This window comes from Psychrobacter sp. PG1, assembly GCF_014897815.1.
In the GTDB taxonomy this organism is placed as follows: Bacteria; Pseudomonadota; Gammaproteobacteria; order Pseudomonadales; family Moraxellaceae; genus Psychrobacter.
In genome coordinates this window covers 14,096-37,709 of record NZ_JABUZG010000058.1, presented here as the reverse complement: position 1 = coordinate 37,709, position 23,614 = coordinate 14,096, and the positions used below count along the sequence as shown (strand labels likewise).

The 23,614-nt window shown below is 43.8% G+C and carries 21 protein-coding genes; 1 reads left to right on the top strand and 20 read right to left on the bottom strand.

What is annotated here, in order from left to right:
* Positions 1–135: 135 nt before the first annotated feature.
* The 6 genes from INT03_RS09140 to INT03_RS09115 form a co-directional block, all read right to left on the bottom strand.
* Positions 136–927: a PAP2 family lipid A phosphatase gene (locus INT03_RS09140; protein ID WP_226950220.1), complete on the bottom strand. Its 792-nt coding sequence runs from the start codon at positions 925–927 to the stop codon at positions 136–138.
* Complete coding sequence (locus INT03_RS09135; protein WP_193008710.1) at positions 924–1,397, bottom strand: diacylglycerol kinase; 474 nt, start codon at positions 1,395–1,397, stop codon at positions 924–926. Before INT03_RS09135 ends, INT03_RS09140 begins: the two co-directional genes overlap by 4 nt.
* 141 nt (positions 1,398–1,538) lie before the next feature.
* The gene (locus INT03_RS09130; RefSeq protein WP_193008709.1) at positions 1,539–2,885 is read right to left on the bottom strand and encodes a sensor histidine kinase; all 1,347 of its coding nucleotides are present in this window, start codon (positions 2,883–2,885) and stop codon (positions 1,539–1,541) included.
* A 72-nt stretch (positions 2,886–2,957) separates the two neighbouring features.
* Positions 2,958–3,644, bottom strand: coding sequence for a response regulator transcription factor (locus tag INT03_RS09125; protein ID WP_193008708.1), 687 nt, complete (start codon positions 3,642–3,644; stop codon positions 2,958–2,960).
* A 40-nt stretch (positions 3,645–3,684) separates the two neighbouring features.
* A complete protein-coding gene (locus tag INT03_RS09120) occupies positions 3,685–5,424 on the bottom strand; it encodes a phosphoethanolamine transferase (RefSeq protein ID WP_193008707.1) in 1,740 nt (579 codons plus the stop codon).
* 131 nt (positions 5,425–5,555) lie between these two features.
* Positions 5,556–5,996, bottom strand: a complete 441-nt coding sequence (locus INT03_RS09115; protein WP_045455109.1) for a CopD family protein — start codon at positions 5,994–5,996, stop codon at positions 5,556–5,558.
* 63 nt (positions 5,997–6,059) lie between these two features.
* Between INT03_RS09115 and INT03_RS09110 the strand changes: the two genes are divergently transcribed.
* The gene (locus tag INT03_RS09110; protein ID WP_193008706.1) at positions 6,060–6,539 is read left to right on the top strand and encodes a hemerythrin domain-containing protein; all 480 of its coding nucleotides are present in this window, start codon (positions 6,060–6,062) and stop codon (positions 6,537–6,539) included.
* A gap of 23 nt (positions 6,540–6,562) precedes the next feature.
* Here INT03_RS09110 and modA read toward each other — a convergent pair whose 3' ends face one another.
* From modA to INT03_RS09040, 14 genes are all read right to left on the bottom strand, one after another.
* On the bottom strand, positions 6,563–7,408 hold the full coding sequence (modA, locus tag INT03_RS09105; protein ID WP_193008705.1) for a molybdate ABC transporter substrate-binding protein: 846 nt from the start codon (positions 7,406–7,408) through the stop codon (positions 6,563–6,565).
* 94 nt (positions 7,409–7,502) lie between these two features.
* Positions 7,503–7,994 (bottom strand): molybdenum cofactor biosynthesis protein MoaE, encoded by a 492-nt coding sequence (locus INT03_RS09100; RefSeq protein ID WP_193008704.1) that lies wholly within the window; start codon positions 7,992–7,994, stop codon positions 7,503–7,505.
* A 59-nt stretch (positions 7,995–8,053) separates the two neighbouring features.
* Positions 8,054–8,344 carry a MoaD/ThiS family protein gene (locus INT03_RS09095; RefSeq protein WP_193008703.1) on the bottom strand — a complete coding sequence of 97 codons (291 nt, stop codon included), beginning with the start codon at positions 8,342–8,344 and terminating at the stop codon, positions 8,054–8,056.
* A gap of 52 nt (positions 8,345–8,396) precedes the next feature.
* On the bottom strand, positions 8,397–8,915 hold the full coding sequence (gene moaC, locus INT03_RS09090; RefSeq protein WP_193008702.1) for a cyclic pyranopterin monophosphate synthase MoaC: 519 nt from the start codon (positions 8,913–8,915) through the stop codon (positions 8,397–8,399).
* A gap of 59 nt (positions 8,916–8,974) precedes the next feature.
* Complete coding sequence (locus INT03_RS09085) at positions 8,975–9,760, bottom strand: molybdenum cofactor guanylyltransferase (RefSeq protein ID WP_193008701.1); 786 nt, start codon at positions 9,758–9,760, stop codon at positions 8,975–8,977.
* 3 nt (positions 9,761–9,763) lie between these two features.
* Positions 9,764–10,294, bottom strand: a complete 531-nt coding sequence (moaB, locus tag INT03_RS09080; protein WP_045447155.1) for a molybdenum cofactor biosynthesis protein B — start codon at positions 10,292–10,294, stop codon at positions 9,764–9,766.
* 67 nt (positions 10,295–10,361) lie between these two features.
* On the bottom strand, positions 10,362–11,477 hold the full coding sequence (gene moaA, locus INT03_RS09075; protein WP_193008700.1) for a GTP 3',8-cyclase MoaA: 1,116 nt from the start codon (positions 11,475–11,477) through the stop codon (positions 10,362–10,364).
* 334 nt (positions 11,478–11,811) lie between these two features.
* Positions 11,812–13,107 carry a gephyrin-like molybdotransferase Glp gene (gene glp / locus INT03_RS09070; protein WP_193008699.1) on the bottom strand — a complete coding sequence of 432 codons (1,296 nt, stop codon included), beginning with the start codon at positions 13,105–13,107 and terminating at the stop codon, positions 11,812–11,814.
* A gap of 144 nt (positions 13,108–13,251) precedes the next feature.
* Positions 13,252–14,151, bottom strand: a complete 900-nt coding sequence (locus INT03_RS09065) for a peptidylprolyl isomerase (RefSeq protein ID WP_413469113.1) — start codon at positions 14,149–14,151, stop codon at positions 13,252–13,254.
* 302 nt (positions 14,152–14,453) lie between these two features.
* Positions 14,454–15,179 (bottom strand): respiratory nitrate reductase subunit gamma, encoded by a 726-nt coding sequence (gene narI, locus INT03_RS09060; protein ID WP_193008697.1) that lies wholly within the window; start codon positions 15,177–15,179, stop codon positions 14,454–14,456.
* 14 nt (positions 15,180–15,193) lie between these two features.
* Positions 15,194–16,048: a nitrate reductase molybdenum cofactor assembly chaperone gene (narJ, locus tag INT03_RS09055; protein WP_193008696.1), complete on the bottom strand. Its 855-nt coding sequence runs from the start codon at positions 16,046–16,048 to the stop codon at positions 15,194–15,196.
* A 1-nt stretch (position 16,049) separates the two neighbouring features.
* Positions 16,050–17,588 carry a nitrate reductase subunit beta gene (gene narH, locus INT03_RS09050; RefSeq protein WP_055125087.1) on the bottom strand — a complete coding sequence of 513 codons (1,539 nt, stop codon included), beginning with the start codon at positions 17,586–17,588 and terminating at the stop codon, positions 16,050–16,052.
* A 92-nt stretch (positions 17,589–17,680) separates the two neighbouring features.
* Positions 17,681–21,439, bottom strand: coding sequence for a nitrate reductase subunit alpha (locus INT03_RS09045; protein ID WP_193008695.1), 3,759 nt, complete (start codon positions 21,437–21,439; stop codon positions 17,681–17,683).
* 409 nt (positions 21,440–21,848) lie between these two features.
* Positions 21,849–23,228: a NarK family nitrate/nitrite MFS transporter gene (locus INT03_RS09040; protein ID WP_193008694.1), complete on the bottom strand. Its 1,380-nt coding sequence runs from the start codon at positions 23,226–23,228 to the stop codon at positions 21,849–21,851.
* Between the last annotated feature and the right edge of the window lie 386 nt (positions 23,229–23,614).

Genomic DNA, 23,614 nt, shown 5'->3' with positions numbered 1-23,614 from the left:
TCGTCGATGAGCGCAATCCATGCTGTTACTCAATATTAAGTCAGTCAGCAATAACTATTTATACATTACTTATCAAATGCTTAGTAACTTTATTTTTATAAGACTATCATTGTTAATTTGGCTATTATTTAACAGCTAAGATTGGGTTTTCGACGATTTTTGAAAGCTTGCTGCATCAGGTTTTTTGCTATTAGCATTGATACTGTTGGCTTTATTCGCTACTGGGTATTTAAAAAATAGCGTTGCAAGTGCGCAGGTTATGGTCAATGACAGAAGCATCGATACTAATGTATGACTAAAAAAGTGATCACCAAACAGCATTTTATACAGTCCCATCGTCCATCCTATGACCGTGACTATTTCAAGTATCCTATAGCGATACTGATGTAGAGTGGGTAAAAAGACCAAGCCATATAGAGAAAATCCGGCACTGGCATGAGCCGCTGGGAAGCACTTGGCAGGCGTGTTAGCGACTATATTTTGCCAAATATTTAGATAAGGCAGGTCGCCACCAAACAGTATTAAATGATTGGGGCAACTGACATGAGTGACACCTTTGAGTAGCGCAATCATACTGGGAACGGCAATTAAAACAAGCAGTAGATAACCTATTTCACGCGTGGATAAAGGCGTGAGCCGTTTATCGTACTTAGCATTTTTTATTACCAGATTGATGTCTGAATCCTGTTTATGTCTCAGAATTAGAACGCCTATGAGATAAATGCCAAGCAAGATGAGTAGCAATTTAGGCAAGTCATAAAAAATAAAGGCAAAAGGTTGTGTGCCTTTTTCTAGTAGCCAGTGTCCATTAGTGTAAAAAAGCTCACTAATATGAATGTCTAATTGGCTGTGCTCAAACAGCAGTGTCGCTATGATGGTCAAACATAGGAGTTTAAGCCAGACTCCATTGGCTGAATATGTTTTCAAAATACAACACTCAATAATGCCATCATCCACAAGATAAATAGCAGCAGTAATGCCAAAAATTGCGCCGCAGAGCCAACATCTTTGGCTATCTTTGCCAGTGGATGCTTGGCGGTCGATGTGTGATCGACACTGGCTTCGATTCCAGTGTTAATGAGTTCGACGATTAATGATACGAAAGAAGCGACGACCAGCAGCATTTTGATGCTGATAGTGAAAGGGCACAATATAATAGCCATGAATAATATGAGATTGAGCCAAAATACTTGTCGAAAAGCCGCCTCAAATTTGTAAGCTGCTTTAAAGCCGTCCAGAGAGTAACCAGCGGCTTTTATAATACGGTAAAATCCTGTTTTACCCTTGGCCTCACTGGCATAGCTATGAGGTAGCAGTTGTTTTTTGCCTGCTATTGGGCTTAAACCCCCACCACTCGTCGACTGGTTTTCAAGATTAATAGGATTTGCTTTATTCATATCCAATGCTTCACAGTCTATTAATATCAAGGTATGCGATAAATATTAATCATTTAACCATGGTCGAATGTTCAATATGCCCTAAGTATAAGCGGGTAGGCATTAAGAAAACGTTAAGCTTTTTTAAAATAGAGATCTGCTCTAATGATAATTGATGATAAAGGTACTGCCACCTAACGGATTGACTTGATGGGTAAGCTGCCAGCCCATATGTGTCATGATGCGCTGTACGATACTGAGCCCCAAGCCTGTGCCTTCTACTGGATAATGGGCGTGAGCTGCCGATGACGATTCTGCATCCAATGAGATGTCTTTATACTGCTGCTCTAGACGCTCAAATCTCTCATATAGCAGCGGCATCATCACCTCAGGAATACCTAGACCAGTATCAGTGACGGTGATTTTTTCAGCATCGATAGTGATGATGACCTCACCCTCATCGGTGTACTGAAACGCATTTTTTATCAAATTACCCAGTGCCATTTTTAGCAGTTCAGGTCGTACGTGTGCGACATACAGCTGTTCTGCGACTATTTTACAAGTGACTGACTTATGGCGAAGCAAGTAATTTAAGCGCTGTACTTCATTTAACGCGATGTCATTGATAGACGTTGGCGGTGCATCCAGTTTTTCAGGCGCACGAGATAGCAATAATAAGGCGCTGATAATCTCCGAGGTTTCTTTGGCGGTCGTACTGATACGAGTGGCAAATGCGCTCAAGTGAGGGTCGTTTTCTAGTTGCGAGGACAATACTTCTGATGCCCCCATGATAATCGTCAAAGGCGTGCGCAGCTCGTGACTGACATCACCAGTAAATAGCTGCTCGCGTCTGAGGTACTGCTCAAGTTTGTGGTTTTTTGCATCGATTGCGCGTGCTAACACGCCAACCTCGGAGGGCAGATTCGTCAATTCCGTCAAGTTGCGATGATCTGTTTCTACAGCTTGCTTTAAGTCTAATAAAGGTTTAATGATTTGCTTGGAGGACAGCGATGAAAATATCGCTGCAATCAATAAGCTCAAAATGACCGCTATTTTTAGGGCGTTGGCAAATATGTCTTCTAAATGCTCAAATATGGCCAAAACAGGGTAATTCCCCATCACCATTTCAGTGTTTTCTAAGTAGGTTAAAATGTAGTTTTCTTTGTCTTTTTTATAATTAAAGAAATGTAACTCTGTTGTCGATTGACCATTTTTAGTGGTGACAGTGACGGGCATCTCTTGTACGGTTTGGGTGGCCAGTTTTTGCAGATTGCTCGGTGCGTTATCGAAGCGATAAATCTTAATACCCGGTTCAGCGGTATAAATAGGCTGATCGCCTTCTTTTTCTTGGCTAAGCTCTAACTGTTGCAATAAGCGAGCTTTGACCAGCTGTTGCTCCATTCTGACTTCGGCATACATGAAAATACTGACGAAAGTGGCACACAGTAATAGGGCAAATAACAAGTAGGAGAGTCGAAACTTATTGGCGATGGAGTCGATATTAAACATGGTATTTACTTCGTTGTGAAAGGCGATATGAAAGACAGTGAGAGTCAAATAAGGACATCAGACGATGATTTTTTAGGCTTTATCAGGATCAATAATCTGATAACCGACACCGGGCAACGTGACTATCATGATTTTATCGAACGGCTTATCGACCTGCGCACGGACCCCGTGCATGTGAGTGCGCAGTGCATCACTGCTTGGTACATCTTCGCCCCATACCTTTTCTTCCAGCTCGGTTTTGCTAACCACGCGCGGCGCCGCACTCATCAAGGTATGTAGTATTTTGAAGCCTGTTGGTGTGAGTTTTAGCGACTTACCTTCACGTGTAATCGTATGCTCACTATGATTTAAAGACAATGTGCCAACAGTTAAACCATGCTCAAAATGATCATCTTTATGTCGGCGTATGAGAGCCTTAATACGAGATTCTAATTCCACCAATGAGAAAGGCTTAACCAGATAATCGTCAGCGCCACTATCGAATCCTGCCACTTTATCTAAAATCGTATCGCGAGCGGTCAGCATCAATACTGGCGTTTTGTCATGCAGCTCTTCCCTAAGCTTTTTGCACAGTTTAGTGCCGTCCATACCCGGCAGCATGACATCTAACAAGATGACGTCATATCGATTATTCGATGCGAGCGTTAAGCCACTAATGCCATTATGGGCATTGTCTAGCTCAAAGCCTTTCGGCTCAAAAAAAGCATAAATATTGGCGACGATATCGGGATTGTCTTCAATGATGAGTATCTTGTACATGAGTATTATTACCTAAAAAGGCGGAGCGATGATAAAGAATTCAATTAGTCACTTTAAAAAAGGTGGGTGCTGCTTTGGTTTCGTCAGTGGTGATACCAAAAAACTGAAGCAAGGTTGGCGTAATAAAATCATGTGATACGGGCTGATCAATCATGTTAGCTAGGCTACTGTTAGCAATAGTGCTGCTATCAATGCCGTTGCCATTCGGTGACCAAATAATCACTGGCACGTGCTTTTGAGCATTTGGCGCAATAGCGTATGGCAGACCATGCAAGTAAATATTGTTTTCGCCCAAACTTTCTCCATGATCACTAATATATACCATCACCACCTCATAATCTTGCTCATAAGGTTTTAAGGTGTCGATCACGCTATTTAAAAAATAATCTGTATAACGAATGGCATTGTCATAGCCATTGATAACCGACTGGTTGTCGCATTTTGATAGCTCATTGGTCATACAGACGGGCTGATATTCTGCAAAATCTTTAGGGTAACGCTTAAAATAGGCGGGTCCATGATTGCCCATTTGATGCAACAAAATAAGTGTGGCTTTAGGTGTCTCTTTCTGTGAGCTGCCTGACTTAACCAGTTTATCAAAACCATCAAGCATGCCTATGTCTCGACACTCAATATCACAGTCTGGATTGAGCGCGGCTGTTTTATAGTCCTCAAAAGTTACGCGGTCAGCCACCCCTTTGGCGCTAGAGTTATTGTCTCGCCAAACGACATTGACGCCTTGCTTGTGTAGCGTATCGAGCACGTTTTCATTATAGCTAGCGCTATCAGGATCATAATTTTTTCTATTGGCGTAGCTAAACATGCAGGGTACTGAATAGGCGGTGGATGTGCCGCATGACGAGGCGTCTTTAAAGCTGTAGATGTCTGATTGTTTTGAAAGCAAAGGCGTGGTGTTGCGCTCATAACCGTTTAAGCCAATATGGTCAGCGCGAACGGTTTCTCCTACTACAAATACCATCAACTTAGGTTTTACAGCGCTGTTGCTAGTGTTGCTAGTGTTGCTAGTGTTGCTAGTGTTAAAAGAAATGCTACGCTTTGCATCTGTGGCATGAGGAATTAGTGTATCGGGACGACGGCGCTCAGCGATATAATCTGTACCCAGTCTGATGACAGAATAAACAGGGGTAATAGGATTGACATAACTACGGACTATTTTGTGCTGGCGAAAAAAGCTGGCGTATTGGTCACCAAATGGTACCAGACACATCGCTATCAGTACGATAGATAATAATAGGGTGACTGATTTTTGAAGGGTTGCTTGTTGCCAATACAATCGCTTTAGACGAATGTTACCAATCATAAAAACAGGCACTATACCTAGTAAAAACAGGCGAATAAATAGACTGGGTGCCATCAATCCCATGGCTTCTGCTTGATCGGTTTGTAAGCCGTTAATGAGCATATCACGATTAAATATCGTCCCGTAGGCGTCGGTAAAGTAACCGCAGATAGCTGCAATCAGCACCATTATGATAAGCACTACTTTTGCCGTTGAGCGATAACACAGCAGTGACAACACCAACCACATCAGCCCAAATAATAAGCCTGTGATGGAAAAAATAAAGCCCGTGTTTGTGCTCAATGGATAAACGCTGAGTACCTGCTCAAAAAAGCCAATATTCGCCGTCGCTACTAAATACAGAGCCACGACTATGATCAGATGATTGAGATTAATCTCGCGATTATAAAGCTTACTTAGGGAGCGGCTTTTTTTATTAGCTTTAGGCGCATCGATTTTGGCGGCTTGAGATATTGACATACAAGTACTTCTCAACAGGATGGTAAGGAGTGTAATGCCTTACAGTAACAAGTACGCTGTTAAGAAGATGTTAAGGTGGTTGAATTCAATAAGATATTAGGACATATCAACAACCTAAACGATGACACGTCCTAATTTAAACCTGTGCGAAAGAGCGTGCCAACGACAACAAAGGCGACAGAAAACAAAGTGACCAATATGATATTGATTGAAAACCCTTTCAAGGTCTGAACAGACAGTCTGGGTATTCGATAAAAACGAGCGTGCAGGGCAACCAGAACAGTCATTAGCAATAATAGTAATTTGAGACTAATAAGAATACTAAAATCATTATCAAGTTTAAACCATGCAGCAATGTTGGGTAATAGCTGGTAGGCCATCCAAAGTCCAGTGATTATTTGCAGCACCAAAGCCGGCATCCCAACCCTCTCAAATAGCTGCTCAAATTGCATCAGACCATCAATATTTCGGGATGATAGCGCTTTTGGTAAGACCACCAAGATCAAAATCAGATGACCACCTGTCCAGACAGTAGCGCCTAACAAGTGTAGTATGAGTATATAGTTAAGCATAGATAACAATCCTTAAATGCCACTGACATAGGGCTTTATGTCGATTAACTGAGGTACTTAATCATGAAACGCGCCGCACAATTACAACCATTATCTCGTCAACATCATCTAGGTCTAAATCTATCTCGCCATGCTAAAGAGTGTGCTGATGGACCTAACGCAATTGCCGAGCATTGGCTAAATATCACGTCTTATATTAACGAGATGCAACAGCATTTTCAGATTGAAGACAATCTAATGGCTCATGCCTTACAGCCTCATAGCAGCTCCAAACCTGAGGTGGCATCGATACTAAATACACTTGATACGCAGCACAAGTCCCTGCATGCACTCATGGCAGAGGTTCAAGATTTGCCGCACTCTCAAAGCAATCACGTCACCGTTGGACAAGTCAAAGAACTCGCCACCTTGCTATACGATCATATTCGTTTTGAAGAACGAGAATTGTTTCCTATCGTTGAGCGCTATCTGACAACAGAAGAATTAGAGGCTATTTATGATGCCAGTCCAGACAGTATCAAACGCTCCGATGAGAACCGCTAGAGCACGTTTTTATCAAAATTTTTTTAATCTATAGCGAGATATCCTGCGTCAGAAAAATACTGTTGTCCAGCAGGCGAGCGCAGATAGTTTGAAAAATCTGTCGCGGCAGTAGTCTCACTAATCACCAACCCTTCTTGCAAAATAGGGGGATAAGTGTCTGGCGCTAACGTATAGAACTGCTCAGGCGTGGCTTTAATCGCTGTCAGTTGTGATTGAGCGACAAAGCCATAATCGACATTACCAGTGTGCGCATATTGAAACGCTTGCCCGATATTCTCAGCTTGAATAATGCGACTTTGCTCAGTGAGCGTGTCAAAGATTTTTTGTGTTTGTAGATAGGCTTGTGCCGACTTGCCATAAGGGGCAAGTTCTGGATTGGCAATGGTGATTTTGCTATCAGATTCAGACATCAATAATGCATTTAAAGTAGTATTATTGAGTCCTTTAAGGGATTTGTTAACACTATAAAGTGCCAGCTGACCTTGGGTATAAGTAAAGGGCTCGTGGGTTGCTTCGTCAGCAGATTTTGCGTTATCTAGTTTTTCTTTGGCAAGTTTGGCAGGGAATTCTTGATTGGCGGATAAAAATATATCGTAAGGTGCGCCAGAGGTAATCTGCGCATATAACTTACCTGAAGAGGCATAAGTCACGTCAATCGCTTGTGCAGGCAAATTCTTATCCATTTTATAACCCGCAATAATCTCAGGCAATACATCTGATAAGTTGGCAGCCGCTGCGATGCGCAGTGTTTGACTTTGCTCAGTGGCATTGTTGGCGTCCGATTGAACAAGCTCAGCGGTTTGCTCTTTGCTACAAGCGGTGAGCGTTAACGCTAAGCAAGCTGATGATATTGTTATTAGTTTAATCATTATTATAAAACCTTCTTATTATTGCTCTCCAGTGTCGCTCACTGTTATTGCTAAAGGTTAGCTATCGCTTTGAGTAGTCATTTGAAGCGCATTATTACCCATTATTACTAAGCCATTTAGAGGAATCATCTTGGTAATATTCTTGCTTCCAAACTGGAATGTCGGCTTTAATCGTATCCAATATCCAGCGACAAGCATCAAAGGCAGGATAGCGATGGGCAGAAACCACGCCAACCCAAATAGCGACATCACCAATTTCTAATGCACCGATACGATGAATGGCAATGGCATGGGTAATCTCAAAGCGCTTTTTGGCCTCTTTAATAATGGCGCGACCTTGATTGATGGCAAGGTCTTCATAACCATAATAGGTCAAACGGTTGATGCTACTGGCATTATTGTGATTGCGTACCCGTCCTTCAAAGCAGACAAACGCGCCGCAACTGTCATTATCAAGGGTGCTTTTAAGACGACTTTCATCAATATCGGTATCTAACAGCGCAAAACCATCACGTTCAGCGATGAGGTATGCCTCATCAATGGTACGTTTAATGCTCATCGATTGACCGTGTACATTGTCCGTCATAACCATTTTCTCTTATTGTTTTTAATATTCTTAGTGATACAAATGATATTTAAATGGTTTTAACCACCAGCCACTGGGGTGATAAAAACCACACTATCACCCTCACAAATCTCATCTGTCCACTTGGCAAAATAGTCATTGACCGCCACGCGTAGCTCCGACTGTGGACGACTGAAGCGATGTTTTTGGCGTAGTTGTTCGTACAATTCGGTCAATGAAGTCGACTGTGGCACAGTGACTGTTTCTTCGTGACAATCGGCTTCGTCAGCTAAGCTGGCAAAATATAAAATATTAATATTCATCGTGGCATCTATCTCTGAATTTGTATTGCTTTCTATTAAAGTGCTCATAGCAATCTCCCTTATTTATGAACTGCTTAACTTTATAGTTTTCAAATTACTTTCAGGTATGTTGATAGTCGGATTTACCGCCCGTTTTTTTCATGAGATGAATATTATCAATCACAATGTCATGCGAGATAGCTTTGGTCATGTCATAAATGGTCAAGCAAGCGACGCTAACGGCGGTTAATGCTTCCATTTCTACCCCAGTTTTATGGGTGACTTTCACGGTAGCGGTCACAGTGATACTGTTTTGGGCATCGTTATATTCAAAGCTTAAGCTGATTTTATCTAAGGGCAGCGGATGACAAAGTGGAATCAAATCGTGGGTGCGTTTGGCTGCCATGATACCGGCAATATGAGCAGTCTGGGTGATGCTGCCTTTTTTGGTCATGCCGTCAGCGGCTTTGATTTTCGTATAAATGTCTGCAGGAAAAACCACTTGTCCGAGAGCACAAGCTTCTCTGGTGCTAGCCGTTTTGCCACTCACATCGACCATGGTGATATCACCGTCGCTGTCTAAATGGGATAAGCCAGATTGATTGTCTTTATTATTGTTGTTTACTTGGTCGCTATTCATTCTTTATTTCTCTTAAATGGTCAGTTTTTCTGAAAGCTAGTTTCTCTCAATAAACCTTTTTATAAGTCGTTTAAAGCTAAACAGGCATGCTCAAAATCTTTAGGCGTATTAAAATTGGTTAGATACTGCCAGTTTTTTGCGAAAGGGACGGGCTGCACAATCGGCTGAATAAACTTCATCACTTGCCGCTGCTCATCGTCAATATAATGCTTCAAATCAGGCTCCATATCCAAGCGGTATAGACCTAACAATGGATATAAATGACTGTCATCGGTCAGGCAAATAACAGTTTTATCAGGATTTTCCGTCATATAAGGTTGCAGTTTTTGCCATAAATCGGTGACAGGAATTAAACTGTCACAGCTGATAACCATCAACCAAGAGTGCTGCCAGTTTGCATCTTTCGTTAATTGGTTTGAACTTGCCAAACTCTTTAATGATTGCAGCGCTGCTTCAATCGCTGCCAACGCGCCACCTGTTTCAATCGGTTTATTATGGCTACTAGAAAGTTCATTGCTAGAGATATTGTTAACCGAAACATTATTAACCGAAAGATAGTCAGAAATATGAAAGACTGGCGATTGTGGGTTTTTCTTAAGAAAATCTGGAGTGATAGTAAAACCACGCCCATTATCCGCAATCATAATAGGTAAGTTGCTTATCATCGCAGCACTTAATTCAAGTGCCTGTCTGACATGATAATCAACTAAACGCTCACCTGTCGGTAGTATCAACTCAGCTTTTGGCGTTCCCATACGTTTGGATGCGCCGCCCGCCAAAATTACGATACCTGCTAAATGATTGAATCTATCTACTTCGATTAAGCTATCCGTAACTTCAAGCATCAATTAATCATGACCTGGATTGGTACGCATAAAGTGCGGCACAAAATTACAGGGGCGTGTGCGACTATCGAGCTGCTCTTGTAAGATACCTTCCCAAGCGGTGCGGCAAGCACCTGATGAGCCAGGTAAGCAAAAAATACCCGTACCATTTGCCATGCCAGCCACAGCGCGAGATTGAATCGTCGACATGCCGATATCATCTTTTGAGATTAAGCGGAACATCTCACCAAAACCATCAACCGATTTATCAAATAATACGCCGACCGCTTCTGGCATACTGTCGCGGATATAAAAGCCAGTACCGCCAGTGGTGATAATAGCGTGCACATTTGGGTCGGCAATCCAACCGCTGATGACGGCTCTGATTTTGTAAATATCATCGATAATCAGCTGACGATCGGCCAGCTGATGACCTGCTGCTGTTAATTGATCGACCAAATACTGCCCTGAGGTGTCTTCTGCAAGAGTACGGCTGTCAGAAACCGTCAAGATGGCGATATTAAGCGGGGTAAAAGGGGCTTGCAGCTTACTCATGAATAATCCTTAATAAATAGGCTTGTTATAAAAAATGAGAAATTTAATTATTGGTATATTTTTGATTCTAACCACCAATCATCGACAAGTTATTCATCATGCCGCTGTTTGATTCGTGAAGATGATGATGCTCAGGTTTAATCGGCATAAAGCTGTGCAAGGTATTCACAAGCCCTGCCACATCGTCTTGTTCGAGATGCTGACGAATATCGTAGTTACCTTGATCAAATAGACACAGATGCACCTTGCCTTGACTGCTGACCCGCAGACGATTACAACTGTCACAAAAATGGGCAGCATAAGGAGCAATCATGCCGATACGGCCTTTATAATCTGGATGGCTATATTCTATCGCTGGACCGTCATTGCTGCCACGGACATGGGTTTGCCAGCCGTTTTTTAATAAGTAATTGGTAATAATATCGGACTGTGCGTGCTGCGCAAAAAATAAGTCGCTGTTGTCACTGGTTTGCATAAATTCAATAAACCGATAAGTAACAGCTCTATCTTTGACATAGTCGATGCCATTCATCAGATTTTCAAAGGCAGTTTCAGCCATTAAAATACTGTTTATTTTTAGTTTGATATCCGTGGTCGCTAGTAATTTATCCATATCAGTCAACAGCTGCGGCAACATATCAAAACCGGTCATCTTATGAAAAGTAACAGCATCAAAGCTGTCCATACTGATATTAAGCTGATTCAGTCCAGCCGCTTGCCAGCTGGCTAAGTGCTTACCAAGCTTATAACCATTACTGGTCATGGCAACGGTTTCAATGCCTTCGGTGTTTTTGATTGTTTTAATAATATCGACCACATCACGGCGTATAGAGGGTTCACCGCCCGTAATCCTGACTTTTTTAGTACCAACTTCCGCAAATCCACGGATTAAAGTAGCAATTTCAGTGACGCTAAGCTCATTTTGTGGTGGTTTGCCTTGATAGCCATTGGGCAGGCAATATTCACAGCGAAAATTACAGAAATCAGTAATCGATAGACGTAAGTAGGTGAGACGTCGTGCGAAACCATCGGTTAATGGTTGAGAGAGCGTGACCGGAAAATACGTCGACGTGCTAGCAGTTTTCGATGCAACGTTCGATGATGAGTCACCATCAAAAATAACGGGTGCAGCGGCAGGCGCATACAATTGCGCATTACCTAGGGTAGGGGCAAGATGGTTCATAGATGATTACCATTAATATTAAGTATAGTGTGTACTTTTAGGCGTTGCCTCAGGTTGTGAGTGGGAAGTTCTATTTAAACACGATTATGACAGCTTGCTAGCAAATAACCATTCACCGTAAGTGACCCAAAAACTACCACTAAAGTAGTAGATGCTACTTGGTTATGATTTTTAAAATCAACATACGCCCCAAGCAGTTTCTCATGATTCATGGCTAATCAACAGTATAAAGAATGATTAACTGTGTAACTCGTTATACAATTGATTAGCCATGCAACTTTTTAACTATACCGTTATTAATGATTCAATTGTTTAGCTGTTGTTTAGCTATTATTCAGCGATGCAACCAAGGGAAAGGTTGCACTTTTACGGTTTCACCAGCGGCTACATTGCCAGAATCTTGTGCTAGTACAATGAAGCAGTTGGCATGGCTTAGTTGTTTGATACGGTGCGATTGTTGCTTGGTAAAGCTTTCAACTTGGAAATCGCCAAGTTCGTTTTGGGACAATATGCCTCTTTGAAAATCCATCCGTCCCGCTGATTTTTTGATATCATTTTTAAGCGTTGCAGTGAGACTTAACTGCATCGGTCGCTCTTGTGGCGCAGCGCCTGCCATTTGCCACAAGGCTGGGATCACAAATTGTAGGCTACCAACGATGGTCGATAGCGGATTGCCGGGTAAGCCAAAATATAGCACGGGCTTGGCAAGATCTTTAGTCAGCTCGCCAAAGACAAATGGCTTACCGGGTTTCATCGCGACTTTATAGTGGTTAATCTGCCCAAGCTGCTCAATGACGGTGGTTAAAAAATCATAGTCGCCGACCGATACGCCAGCGGTAGAGATAAGGACGTCGCACTCTTGCATGGCTTGGGTTACGGCGGTGGTGGTTTTATTTAGGTCATCTGGGATAATGCCATAATCACGAATAGTGATGGGCAAATCAGCGAGTAAGCTTTTTAGGGTAGGCGTGTTCGAGTTATAGATTTGCGCCAAACTCGTCAGCTCATTGCCAATGGCCACTAGCTCATCACCTGTTGCCAGTACCCCAACGATTAAAGGCTGATATACCGTCACTTGACCAAAGCCCAAATTAGCCAATAAGCTAATATCAGCAGGATTTAGGCGTTTACCCTTTAATAAAACCGCTTCGCCAGCTTTAATTTCTTCGCCTTGTTTACGGATATTGTCATCATGCTTAGCGTCTTGACTGAGGGTAATAGCATAAGGCTGTGATTTATCAATGCGGTCTTTTATGGCGGCAAAGTTGGTATTTTCTTGCATGATGACCGTATCACAGCTGTCAGGAACGACCGCACCGGTAAAAATACGCACCCCTTGTCCTGCTGAAATGTCGCTACTATAAGGACTGCCTGCTTGTGATTCACCCACGATATCAATCGTGCTGTCTGCTGAGAGTATGCTGTCTTTAGCGATCGCATAACCATCCATCGCCGATAGATTTTGTCTTGGTATGGCAAAAGGCGAGACAATATCTTCTGCCAATATATGATGACGGCTGTCTAATAAGTCGTAGCTTTCGACCACTCTTTTGTGTAGCGGATAGTCGTTAGTATTATAAGCTTCTATACGCTGCTGTATTTCAGAGATAAGTCCTGCAACCGTAATCATAAACGTCTACTCATTTTATTAATATTGAACTGTGTTATTGATATTGAACGACACATAGCATAAAAAGGGTGTTGTATCACAAGAACCTTTATACCATAGCAGCTACTTTATAACATAAGAATTAAGTGACCGACAGCGGACTGCTTAGCCGCGGAATATATTCTCTTGCTCAAGCGTCATCTCGATACCTTGGATATCAGCCTCATGCGCTAAGGTAAACAAGTAGTCGCATAATGATTGGTGAAAGGCTTGTTGGCTCAATTTATTATGGATTGCAGGGCTGACTTGCTCATAAGTCATCTGTATCCCAGGTTCTTTATTGAGCACCTCAACGATGTGAAAACCGTAACGGCTTTCGATAGGGCTTGGTGCAAGTCCTTTATCGAGCTTAAACAATACACCTTCAAATTCTGGTACGGTTTGACCTTTGCTAATTACACCCAATTCGCCGCCTTGCTCTTTTGAAGGGCAAGCCGAATGCTGGCGTGCTAACTGGATAAACTCGGCATCAGGATTGGCGTTATTTTTGATTTGTTCGATAAACTCGTACGCGGTCTTTTTGAGCTTTAAGCGCTCATCACCATCTTCAGGCGGGCATGCCAATAAAATATGGCGTACGGTCATAATGGGGTCAGTCTTAAAGTCAGTCATATTCTGCTTATAATAGCGCTCACAAGTTGCCATATCTGGCATCGTTGCTTGAACGTTTTTGTCTATTAAAGTAGAGATAGCTTGCTCTTCGTCGTTTTCCCACGCCGCTTCACCAAGACTTGGCTCATCTAAAACCGCCAGTCTGAGTAATTCGCGCACAACCAGCGCTTGTGTCGCTAAAAAGACGGCACCTTCTTTGTTTTCTGCTGGATGATATTGCAGCTCTTGGGCGATATTGGTTCTATCTATCATCACCCCATTGACCGTCACTGAAGGCAGCTCATCACGGCTAGAGGCAATCAGGTTTTTATGGTTGCTGCGCTCTTCTGCCATTGCTTTTTCGATGAACTCTTGGTCAGAATGCGGTTTTTGCAAATCAGATAAGGTTGGCATTACTCTAAGAATATCATCACCGCGACCAGTAGGGGTGTGATCGGCATGACTGTGACTGTGACTGTGATTGTCATTATCATGGCTGTGATGATTGCCACTATGCACATGAGCGTTTTGGTTGGTCGCATGGTCGGCTGGATTGTAGGTACTGACAGTCATGGCTTTGCTCCACTAAGGATTCTGGTAATAGAAATTCTAAAATATAGGGCGTGTTGATTCATCGTTAAAGGTAGGGTAAAGAGCAGTATCTAGGTGAGGATAGGGTCAAAAACGCCGTTCCATTTAGATACTGCTCTATAGCCTTACTGAGAGTTCTTTTGTCTGACAATTTGATAGCGACGCCCGAAATACCAAATTGGTGCGCTAATGATATGAATAAGCCGTGTAAACGGAAATATCGCAATCAGGGTGATGCCGAGCGCCATATGCAGCTGATAAATTAAGTCAGTTTGCTCAATGCGCGCCGCTGCCTGCAAAGGTCTTAAAATTGTGATGTCCTGTGCCCAGCCTGCCAAATTCATCATGGTATAGCCATCTAAATGCTTCACTGACGTAAAGATGGAAAGCAGACCCAAGTTTAGCTGGATAAATAACAGCACCAGTACCAGCTTGTCTGAGAACGATGAGGTGTTTGAGATACGGTCATCGATAAAGCGTCGCCACATGAGCATGACTAAGCCAAACCAACAAAACACCCCTGCGATACCCCCAACGACCACCGCTAAAATCTGCTTATGTCCGGCGCTGATAAAGCGATCATAAAGAAAATGCGGCGTCAACATGCCAAATAAATGACCGAGGAGCACCACGATAATGCCAACGTGGAATAAGTTGCTGGCAAGGCGCATGTTTTTGCTTCTGAGCATCTGCGTCGAGCCCGTCTTCCATGAATACTGAGATAAATCAAAACGTACCCAAGTACCAATAATAGCGATGGTCAATGCCACATACGGATAAACGCCAAAAAGGAAAATTTGTAGCCAGTTTAGGTTGGCTAAAGACTGCACACTAGGATCTGCGATATTCATGTCCTTTCTCCTTATTATGATTTAACCGGTTGGTTGGTTTTAAAATCTACCCAGTGCACTGGAGCATCGACCGCATTTGTAGCAGAGGCATTTTTTATACCAGCTTTTGCTGCAAGATTTTGGGTACTTGTTTTTGACGAGCAACGCTCTTCTTGTTGCGCATCTAAAAACGTCACCACTTCTTCTTCCCATTCTTTGTCTAATGCCTCAAAGCTGTCATCACGCTTCTCTTTGCTGATTTTTTCTTGATACTCTTCAACGATATCGAGCGGTTTACCAGCGATTTGTAATAGCGCATTGAAGCAGCCTTTATACAAGCTACCGCGACCCTCTAATCTGGCGGCAAGCAAAGCGAGGATATGGCTCACATCAGCGATATCCATACGAATTTGAATGTCGTCTTCAATAATGGTTGCTTGATACGCTAAAAATTCGAGATATAAAGGCAGATAATCAGGCAGCTCTTTGACGCTAATCTCAAAGCCCGCTTCTTGATATTGACCCATCAAATCAACCATCGCTTGACCACGGTCGCGCGATTCGCCATGTACATGCTCAAACAACCACAATGATAAAGAACGACCACGCTCAAACAGACCGTCATAACGCGCTTGCGCCTCAAGAGAGCCGGTATCGATTAAATCTTCAATCAAGTCGATGATTTGCGCACGTACTTCTGGGCTAATCAGTGTTGATTTGGCGACAATCTCTGTGCAATCGGCAAGCGTATCGCCGAGAAACAGCTCATTACTTGGATAATCGATAAGTAGACTGAGTACCTTGAGTAGTTTTAAGTCTGAATGGCCGATGGTTGGTTGGGTAATTGGCTCATGCACTGAAGTGCTGTTATTAAGTTGAGTAGTTTGCATCTTATGACTCCCACTTTTGGACAGTATCGATAAAATCGCGGCGATTGGTTTTGCGTTGTCCAAACATGCTATTGTCCGAATGTCCTGAACAGCCTTCGCCAAAGGTGAATCCGCAACCATTACGCTCAGCGAATGCGTCACTCAATGCTTCTTCACGATGCGCCGTTGGAATCACAAAGCGATCTTCGTAGTTGGCGATAGCCAAGTAGCGGTACATCTCTTCCACTTGCAGCTTGGTCAAACCCACATCATCCAAGATACTTTGGACTTCTTGTTTTTCAACCAATTGCATACGCTTGTAGCTACGCATAGCAAGTAGGCGCTTCAATGCTAGACGAACTGGCTCTTCATCGCCTGCGGTAAGCATGTTTGCTAAATAGCGCAGTGGAATACGTAAACTGTCGACATCTGGAATCAAGCCATCCATACCGACTTTGCCTGCTTCAGCAGCATTTTGAATCGGTGATAATGGCGGTACATACCAAACCATCGGTAGCGTGCGGTATTCAGGGTGTAGCGGTAGCGCAAGTTTCCAATCCATCGCTAGTTTATAAACTGGTGAGCGCTGGGCTGAATCAATGACCGATTGCGGTACACCGTCTTTTAATGCTTGAGCGATAACAGCAGGGTCGTTTGGATCTAAAAATACGTCTAGCTGTGCTTGATAAAGGTCTTGCTCGTTAGGTGTGCTTGCTGCTTCAGCGATTTTGTCCGCGTCATAAAGCAGTACGCCCAAGTAGCGGATACGACCAACACAGGTTTCTGAACAAACGGTTGGCAAGCCGGCTTCAATACGGGGATAACAGAAGATGCATTTTTCAGATTTCCCCGACTTCCAGTTGTAGTAAATCTTTTTATACGGGCAGCCTGAGATACACATGCGCCAGCCGCGACATTTTTCTTGGTCAATCAAGACAATGCCGTCTTCTTCACGCTTATAAATCGCGCCACTTGGGCATGACGCCACACAAGTAGGGTTCAAGCAATGCTCGCACAGACGTGGCAAATACATCATAAAGGTGTTTTCGTACTCGCCATAAATCTCCGCTTGAATGTTGTCAAAGTTCTTATCTTTGCGACGTTTTTCAAACTCTGAGCCGAGGATTTCTTCCCAGTTAGGACCCCATTCAATCTTTTGCATACGCTTGCCAGTGATGGCTGAGCGCGGGCGGGCGATAGGTTGATGGTTGCTGATAGGGGCGGTATGTAGATGCTGATAATCGAAATCAAACGGCTCGTAATAGTCATCAATCTCTGGCAGGTCAGGGTTAGCAAAGATATTGGCGAGTACTCTGAACTTACCGCCGATACGCGGATTGATAGTGCCATTGGCATTGCGTATCCAACCGCCTTTCCATTTGGTTTGGTTTTCCCACTCTTTGGGGTAGCCGATACCGGGTTTTGATTCAACGTTGTTAAACCACGCATACTCCATACCTTCACGGCTGGTCCAGACGTTTTTACAGGTGACTGAGCAGGTGTGACAACCGATACATTTATCAAGGTTAAGCACCATGCCGACTTGCGAACGAATTTTCATGGATCTGTGCTCCAAATAATAGTAAAAAAGCAACTTTATGTTCTTCCTAGATATCCTGAAATCAGGATATTTTTTCGATAGAAGAAACAGCTTTACCCTTCAATGCTGGTTGGTAACGGACGTGGCAATTCGTTATCGGGTTTGTCTTCTAGCCAGTCGATTTTTGACATTTTACGAATCACGACAAATTCATCACGGTTACAACCGACGGTGCCATAATAGTTAAAGCCATAAGACTGCTGGGCATAGCTGCCAATCATATGCGTCGGTTTCAAAATCGTCCGAGTGACCGAATTATGGATACCGCCGCGCGTGCCTGTTTGCTCAGAACCGGGAATATTGACCAGTTTTTCTTGGGCGTGATACATCATGGTCATGCCTTCTTTGACCCGCTGGCTAACGATAGCACGGGCAGTGATTGCCCCATTGGCATTGAACAGCTCAATCCAATCGTTATCGACGATGCCGGCTTTTTGCGCATCGACTTCTGACATCCAGACACAAGGTCCACCGCGACTTAGGGTCAGCATCAGCAAGTTTTCAGAGTAGGTACTGTGGATGCCCCATTTTTGGTGCGGTGTTAAGAAGTTCAGTACAATCTCTTTATTGCCATTTGGTTTAGCGTCTTTGAGCAGCTCAGTGGTCTTGGTATCGATAGGTGGACGATACTGCTGCATTTGCTCACCAAACGCCTGCATCCAAGGATGGTCTTGATAAAACTGCTGACGACCAGTAATCGTACGCCATGGAATCAGCTCATGGACGTTGGTATAACCCGCGTTATAACTGACCTGATCTGACTCAATACCTGACCATGTCGGGCTTGAGATGATTTTACGCGGCTGTGCGACGATGTCTTTAAAGCGGATTTTTTCGTGTTCGCTAGACTTGGCCAGGTGGGTATGGTCGCGACCGGTGAACTCAGAGAGTGCAGCCCAGCCTTTTACCGCCACATGACCATTGGTTTCAGGCGCGAGCATCAAAATCATCTCAGAAGCGTTAATCGCCGTATTAAGACGCGGTCTGCCTTCAGAGATACCCGTTTCAGTCACACGGTGGTTTAAATCGCCGAGCTGCTTGACCTCGGTTTTCATATCCCAATTCAGACCTTTGGAGCCATTGCCTAATTTTTCTAGGGCAGGGCCAAGCGAGGTAAATTTGGCATAAGTATTCGGATAGTCACGCTCAACCACTTTAATCATTGGGCAATTTTTACCCGGTACAGGTTTTTCGCCAGCCGTTTTCCAGTCAGTGCCACCAAATGGTTGTGCCAACTCACCTGGGGTGTCATGTTGCATCGGCAAGGTGACGACGTCGGTTTCAACGCCTAAGTGACCTTTTGATACTTCAGAGAAGCTCTTGGCAATGCCTTTATAAATTTCCCAATCGGTTTTAGATTCCCACGCAGGGTCGGTTGCCGCAGTTAATGGATGAATAAAGGGGTGCATGTCGGAGGTATTCATGTCATCTTTTTCGTACCACGTTGCTGTTGGTAGTACGATGTCAGAATACAAACAGGTAGATGACATACGGAAGTCTAGGGTGACAACCAAATCTAATTTACCAGTAGGGCCTTTGTCTACCCAATCAACTTCTTTTGGTTGCAGGTGACCTTTGGCATTTTCTTTATTGAGCAAGCCATTTTTGGTGCCCAAGAAATAATGCAGCATATATTCATGGCCTTTACCTGATGAGCCCAATAGGTTTGAGCGCCAGATAAACATATTGCGCGGGAAGTTGTCAGGATTATCAGGGGATTCACAAGCAAAGCGTAAGCTGCCATCTTGTAGAGAATCGACCACATACTCTTCCACATCTTTACCGCAATCGGCGGCTTTGGCCGCGATGGTCAGTGGGTTACGATTGAGTTGTGGTGCTGAAGGTAACCAGCCTGCGCGTTCTGCTTGAATGTTGTAATCAAGCATATGCTCAGGGAAAAACTTTTTATCGACGAGAGGCGAGAGGATTTCATGGGCAGAGATGGTCTCATGACGCCACTGTGAGCTGTGATTGTAAAAGAAGCTCGTGCCATTCATATGACGCGGTGGACGATGCCAATCAAGCGCAAATGCCAATGGCAACCAGCCGGTTTGAGGGCGTAGTTTTTCTTGCCCAACATAATGCGCCCAGCCGCCGCCCGATTTACCGATACAACCGCACAGCATGAGCATGTTAATCACGCCGCGATAGTTCATATCGAGGTGATACCAGTGGTTCATACCCGCGCCGATGATAATCATCGATTTACCATGAGTCTTATGGGCGTTTTCAGCGAATTCACGCGCGACTTGAATGACGCGCTCACGGCTCAGACCGGTGATGACTTCTTGCCAAGCAGGCGTGCCCGGTACGGTGGCATCGTTATAGTCGTCGGTGACATGCTCGCCGCCAACGCCATTATCAACCCCAAGGTTGGCCACGGTTAAATCAAATACAGTGGCGACGATAGCGGTGCTGCCATCGGCTAAAGTAATGGTTTTACAGGGGACGGTTTTTTGCTGTATTGCTTCGCCCGGTACTGAGGTGAAATGCGGATGATCTACATGACCAAAGTAATCAAAGCCGACTACGCAGGTCTCATTACTGTCGTTTAAAGTCAATGTTAGATCAATCTCTGCGCCTGTGGTGCCATTTTTTTGTTCAAGATTCCATTTGCCTTTTTCGCCCCAACGGTAGCCGATAGAGCCAAGCGGAGAAACCAGCTCGCCATCACTGTTTAGACCGATGGTTTTCCATTCTGGGTTGTTTTCTTGACCTAAATTATCGATTAAGTCAGAAGCGCGTAGATAGCGACCCGCATGGCGTGCGCCTTCTTCACCTTCTAGCATGACGAGCACAGGTAAGTCGGTATAACGCTTGGCATAATCTAAGAAATAATCACTTGGCTGCTTAAGATAAAACTCTTTGATAATCACATGACAAAATGCCTGCGCGACTGCCGCATCAGTACCCTGTTTTGGGTTTAACCATAAATCGGTTAATTTCGATACTTCCGCATAGTCGGGCGTAATAGAGACGGTTTTGGTACCTTTATAACGTACTTCGGTAAAAAAATGCGCATCTGGTGTACGCGTTTGCGGAACGTTTGAACCCCAAGCGATAATATAATCAGAGTTGTACCAATCGGCTGATTCTGGCACGTCAGTTTGCTCGCCCCAAACCATCGGCGATGCTGGTGGCAGGTCACAATACCAGTCATAAAATGATAAGCAAACACCACCAATTAATGATAAATAACGACTACCAGCGGCATAACTGACCATCGACATGGCAGGAATTGGAGAGAAACCGACGATACGGTCAGGACCAAAGGTTTTGGCGGTATACACATTACTGGCAGCGATGATTTCATTGACTTCTGCCCACGTCGAGCGGATAAAGCCACCCAAACCGCGCTTAGATTTATACTGTTCTGCTTTGATAGGGTCTTGGACAATACTGCCCCACGCATCAACTGGATCAGGATACTGCGCTTTGGCTTCACGCCATAATTTTAGTAGCGGTTTACGCACTTTAGGGTATTTCACACGGTTCGCTGAATACATATACCAGCTGTAGCTTGCGCCACGAGGACAGCCGCGCGGTTCGTGGTTTGGTAAGTCAGGACGGGTTTCTGGATAGTCGGTTTGCTGCGTCTCCCACGTCACCAAGCCGTTTTTGACGTAGATTTTCCACGAGCAAGAACCGGTACAGTTGACGCCATGCGTTGAGCGCACAACTTTGTCATACTGCCAACGGCTACGATACACATTTTCCCAATCACGAGACTCATCGCGCGTCTCGCCATGCCCATCGGAGAATTCGCCCTGTTTACGTTTAAAAAAACGGAATTGGTCGAGTAAATGGCTCATTTCGCTATCCTCTATTTTATTGCCTAAGGTGTATCTAGAGCTGAGTGCAGAATGCTTCTATCTTGATAGTGCTTGATATCGGTATGCAGCTAAGCCGTAAATATTATTTCGATAGCGTCATTTTAAGTAAGCCGTCACCCTCTTACTATCAGCTAACATGAGCAGGCCACTACCACCTTAGTAGTAGCGGCAAGTTATCAAATTTGCTTAAAAAAACTGTTAAGTGTCTAATTATTGAGCGTCTAACTGTTAAACGTCTAATCGTTAAACGTCCATGAGCCCTGCTTATTTAGCAGCTGGAAATTACTTAGCAAAAATTTAAAACAAAAAAAGTGCTACTCACATCAGCAAGTAGCACTTCATAGGTTGGTCATTGCTCATTCAAAAGACGGTTGTTATAAAAGGCGCTTTAACAAGGAATCTCAGCATTAGCACGGCTGTAATACCACCAAGTCAATACGATACAGAGAATATAAAAGACAATTAAGGCGATAAAGGTGCCATCAATACCCAGTCCTGAACCGAACATTTTTGGTACAAAGAACGCGCCATAAGCGGCGATTGCTGAAGTGAATCCAACCACCGCCGCTGACTCTTTACGTATTTCAATAAATAGCGGCTCTGTCCCTGCTTTCTCAGGCTCAAGGCGTTCGTGAAAGGTTCTAAAAATAACTGGAATCATGGTAAAGGTAGAGCCGTTACCGATACCCGTGGTGATAAATAGCACCATAAAGGAGATAAAGTAGCCGACAAAGCTGCCCTCATTGGTTTCGCTAGGTAGGAAGTACATCACCGCCAATACCGCCAATACCATCACAATATAGTTCCAAAAAGTGACTTTTGCGCCGCTGGTTTTATCAGATATCCAGCCACCTAGTGGACGAAATAGTGCGCCGACTAGAGGACCTAAAAAGGCAAATTTAAGCGCATCAATAGCAGGAAATGAGTTTTTAATCAGCATCGGAAATGCGGCGGAAAAACCAATAAAGGAGCCAAAGGTTGCCATATAAAGAATACACATAATCCAGTTATGTTTGCGTTTAAAGATAACGGATTGGTCTTTAAACGAGGCTTTGGCGGTGGCAATATCGTTCATGCCAAACCATGCCAATGCTGAGAACAGCAGGATAAAGGGTACCCAAATAAAGCCCGCGTTTTGTAGATAAAACAGCTGACCACTTGCAGAGACTTGTGGGTCGCCGCCTAAGCTACCAAAGGCCGCTACCAATATAATCATCGGGACGACGAACTGCATGACCGACACGCCCAAATTACCCAAACCAGCGTTTAGCCCAAGCGCTGTGCCTTGTTCCGCTTTTGGATAAAAGAACGAGATATTGGACATAGACGAGGCAAAGTTACCACCGCCAAAGCCGCAAAGCAGCGCAATAATGGCAAATATCATAAACGGCGTATCAGGATTCTGAACTGCAAAGCCCATCCATAATGCCGGAATTAATAAAGACAAAGTCGATATCGCGGTCCAACGCCGACCACCAAAAATCGGCACCATAAAAGAATAAAAAATCCGTAGCGTCGCCCCTGATAGTCCGGGTAGCGCGGCGAGCCAAAATAGCTGCCCGCCATCAAAATCAAAACCAATCTCAGGTAAGCGCACGATGACCGCGCTCCATACCATCCATACCGCAAACGCCAGTAGCAAGGATGGAATGGATATCCATAAATTTCGAGTGGCGACTTTTTTGCCGCCCCCTTTCCAGAACTCATCTATCTCAGGTCGCCAGTCAGTGATGAGCTTACCACCTTTGAAGTTGTAATCATTGCCCATACTATTCCTCACTTAATATCATTTATGCTTAGTTATAATGGATAGTTTTATAACCTTCAGCCGTTATAAAAATTACCGTATGCAGTCGCTTTGATTGTTGTTAATGACTGCTTATATTTGGGTTGGATTGATGCGGTAGATTGATGTCTGTGACCAATGCGCCCTTGATAACAGCAAATCATCACAATCAATGGTTTTATAGAAACGATAACTCACGGTACTGCGTTATCCCGATGATGAGTATTCATACATAGTGGTATACTGATGGCTAAAAGAGGTATGTTGCGGGCAGAATGATTACTAAAATTTTGCTTGTCGATGGACTGCTAAGTGCGCTGTAGTATTTTTTATGCTGTGTATTTTTTGCCTTTGCGACGTTCAATTTT

Coding starts and splice junctions, on each gene's coding strand:
- moaB (WP_045447155.1), bottom strand. CDS start 10,294: ATGAGTAAGCTGCAAGCCCCTTTTACCCCGCTTAATATCGCCATCTTG.
- glp (WP_193008699.1), bottom strand. CDS start 13,107: ATGATTACGGTTGCAGGACTTATCTCTGAAATACAGCAGCGTATAGAA.
- INT03_RS09135 (WP_193008710.1), bottom strand. CDS start 1,397: ATGAATAAAGCAAATCCTATTAATCTTGAAAACCAGTCGACGAGTGGT.
- narI (WP_193008697.1), bottom strand. CDS start 15,179: ATGAATATCGCAGATCCTAGTGTGCAGTCTTTAGCCAACCTAAACTGG.
- moaC (WP_193008702.1), bottom strand. CDS start 8,915: ATGAATAGCGACCAAGTAAACAACAATAATAAAGACAATCAATCTGGC.
- INT03_RS09100 (WP_193008704.1), bottom strand. CDS start 7,994: ATGACGGACAATGTACACGGTCAATCGATGAGCATTAAACGTACCATT.
- narH (WP_055125087.1), bottom strand. CDS start 17,588: ATGAAAATTCGTTCGCAAGTCGGCATGGTGCTTAACCTTGATAAATGT.
- INT03_RS09095 (WP_193008703.1), bottom strand. CDS start 8,344: ATGAGCACTTTAATAGAAAGCAATACAAATTCAGAGATAGATGCCACG.
- INT03_RS09125 (WP_193008708.1), bottom strand. CDS start 3,644: ATGTACAAGATACTCATCATTGAAGACAATCCCGATATCGTCGCCAAT.
- INT03_RS09110 (WP_193008706.1), top strand. CDS start 6,060: ATGAAACGCGCCGCACAATTACAACCATTATCTCGTCAACATCATCTA.
- INT03_RS09065 (WP_413469113.1), bottom strand. CDS start 14,151: ATGCCAACCTTATCTGATTTGCAAAAACCGCATTCTGACCAAGAGTTC.
- INT03_RS09085 (WP_193008701.1), bottom strand. CDS start 9,760: ATGCTTGAAGTTACGGATAGCTTAATCGAAGTAGATAGATTCAATCAT.
- narJ (WP_193008696.1), bottom strand. CDS start 16,048: ATGCAAACTACTCAACTTAATAACAGCACTTCAGTGCATGAGCCAATT.
- INT03_RS09040 (WP_193008694.1), bottom strand. CDS start 23,228: ATGGGCAATGATTACAACTTCAAAGGTGGTAAGCTCATCACTGACTGG.
- moaA (WP_193008700.1), bottom strand. CDS start 11,477: ATGAACCATCTTGCCCCTACCCTAGGTAATGCGCAATTGTATGCGCCT.
- INT03_RS09130 (WP_193008709.1), bottom strand. CDS start 2,885: ATGTTTAATATCGACTCCATCGCCAATAAGTTTCGACTCTCCTACTTG.
- INT03_RS09115 (WP_045455109.1), bottom strand. CDS start 5,996: ATGCTTAACTATATACTCATACTACACTTGTTAGGCGCTACTGTCTGG.
- modA (WP_193008705.1), bottom strand. CDS start 7,408: ATGATTAAACTAATAACAATATCATCAGCTTGCTTAGCGTTAACGCTC.
- INT03_RS09045 (WP_193008695.1), bottom strand. CDS start 21,439: ATGAGCCATTTACTCGACCAATTCCGTTTTTTTAAACGTAAACAGGGC.
- INT03_RS09120 (WP_193008707.1), bottom strand. CDS start 5,424: ATGTCAATATCTCAAGCCGCCAAAATCGATGCGCCTAAAGCTAATAAA.